Annotated in this window: 1 protein-coding gene; it reads right to left on the bottom strand. The window is 71.2% G+C overall.

Annotation, left to right across the window (positions count from 1 at the left end):
- A partial coding sequence (locus ABD371_RS35630; protein ID WP_344486900.1) for a non-ribosomal peptide synthetase occupies positions 1-1,965 on the bottom strand: 1,965 nt, incomplete at both ends.

The raw sequence follows: 1,965 nt of genomic DNA, 5'->3' as shown, positions 1-1,965 counted from the left end.
ACCCAAACATCACCGGCGTCAACGGCAACACCCCCACACCCTCACCATCACCCACCACCCCCACCACACCCACATCCCGCGCCACCACCGCCAACCCACCCACCGACTGACGCTGAAAAACCTCACGGGGAGTGATGACCAGACCGGCCTCCCGGGCACGGCTCACCAGCTGGATCGAGAGAATGCTGTCGCCCCCGAGATCGAAGAAACCGTCCTCGACACCCACCTCGGGCAACCCCAGAACTTCGGCGAAGAGCCGGGACAGGGTCTCTTCGACGGGGGTGCGGGGGGCCCGGCCGGTCACGGCGGCGGCGAAGTCCGGCGCGGGGAGGGCGCCGCGGTCGAGCTTCCCGTTCACGGTCAGCGGCAGCCGGTCCAGCACGACCACGGCGGCGGGGACCAGATAGTCCGGCAGTTCCTCGCCGAGACCCCGGCGGAGTTCGGTGCCGTCGAGCCGGGTGCCGTGCTCGGGGACGGCATAGGCCACGAGACGCTTCTCGCCCGGCCGGTCGGAGCGGACCAGAGCGGCGGCCTGGGCCACCCGGGCGTCGCGGAGCAGTGCGGCCTCGATCTCGCCGGGTTCGATGCGGAAGCCCCGTACCTTGACCTGGTCGTCGGCCCGCCCGACATACTCCAGCTCACCGTCCGCACGCCATCGCGCCAGGTCCCCCGTCCGGTACATCCGGGTGCCCGCCGGACCGTACGGATCGGCGACGAACCGCTCCGCGGTCAGCGACGGCCGGCGCACATACCCTCGCGCGAGGCCCGCGCCCGACGCGTACAGCTCGCCGATCACCCCCACGGGCACCGGGCTCAGGCCCGTGTCCAGGACATATACACGGGTGTTGTCGAGCGGCCCGCCGATGGGAACCGTGTGGCGGTCGCCGAGTCCGCCGGCGGGAACGCGGTAGTGGGTGGTGAAGGTGGTGTTCTCCGTGGGGCCGTAGCCGTCGACCACCTTGAGCCCCGGGCACGCCGCCCGAACGCGCCGTACCGCGTCCGGGTCGACGACGTCCCCGCCGACCCACAGCTCCCTCACCCCGGACAGCGACTCGGGGCTCTCCTGGGCGATGAGATGGCAGAGACCCGCGGTGAGCCAGAGTCCGGTGACCCTGCCGTCGCCGGTCAGCCGCTTCAGCTGAGCAGCGTCCAGCGGTACGGGCGGGGCCACGACGACTTCGCCGCCGGAGAGCAGCGGAACCCAGATCTCATAGGTGGAGGCGTCGAAGGAGTGCTGTGAGTGGAAGAGGACACGATGGTGGTCCCCGCCGCGCCAGCAGCTGTCGTGCGCGAGCTGGACCACGGCGGAGTGGGGGACGGACACTCCCTTCGGCTCACCGCTCGACCCGGAGGTGTACATGACGTAGGCGAGCTGCCGGGGATCTCCGGGGGCGGGGAGCGCGTGTCCGCTCTCCCCGGTCGATTCCCTGGGCTCGTCCACGGCGATGGGCAGCACCTCGTCCGGGAGCCGGTGACGCTCCCGGGTCGCGGTGTCGGTCAGCACCCATCGGGCCCCGGTCTCCGCGAGCAGCCGTCGCCTGCGCGATTCCGGTTCCTTGGTGTCCAGCGGCAGATAGGCGGCTCCGGCCTTGAGCACGGCGAGGAAGGAGACAAGGAGTTCGGGGGAGCGCGGCAGCAGTACGCCGACGATCGCCTCGGGTCCCACCCCTGCCTCGACGAGCCGTCGCGCGAGGCCGGCGGCTCGCAGATCGAGTTCCCGGTACGTCAGGGTCTCGTCGTCCGAGCGCACGGCGACGGCCGACGGGGTACGGGCGACCTGGTCGGCGAAGCACTGGTGGAGCGTGTTCGCCGCTTCGGGGAGCGGCCGATCCGTCCGGTTCCATTCCGTCAGCAGGAGATGGCGTTCGTCCTCGGAGAGAACGTCCAGCCGGCCGATCCGCACATCAGGATCCCCCGCGACCGCCTCCAGCAACCGAACGAACCGCGCGGCGATCCCCTCAGCCG

The sequence above is a fragment of the Streptomyces amakusaensis genome (genome assembly GCF_039532665.1).
Taxonomy (GTDB): Bacteria; Actinomycetota; Actinomycetes; order Streptomycetales; family Streptomycetaceae; genus Streptomyces; species Streptomyces amakusaensis.
This window is presented reverse-complemented; position numbering and strand designations above follow the sequence as displayed.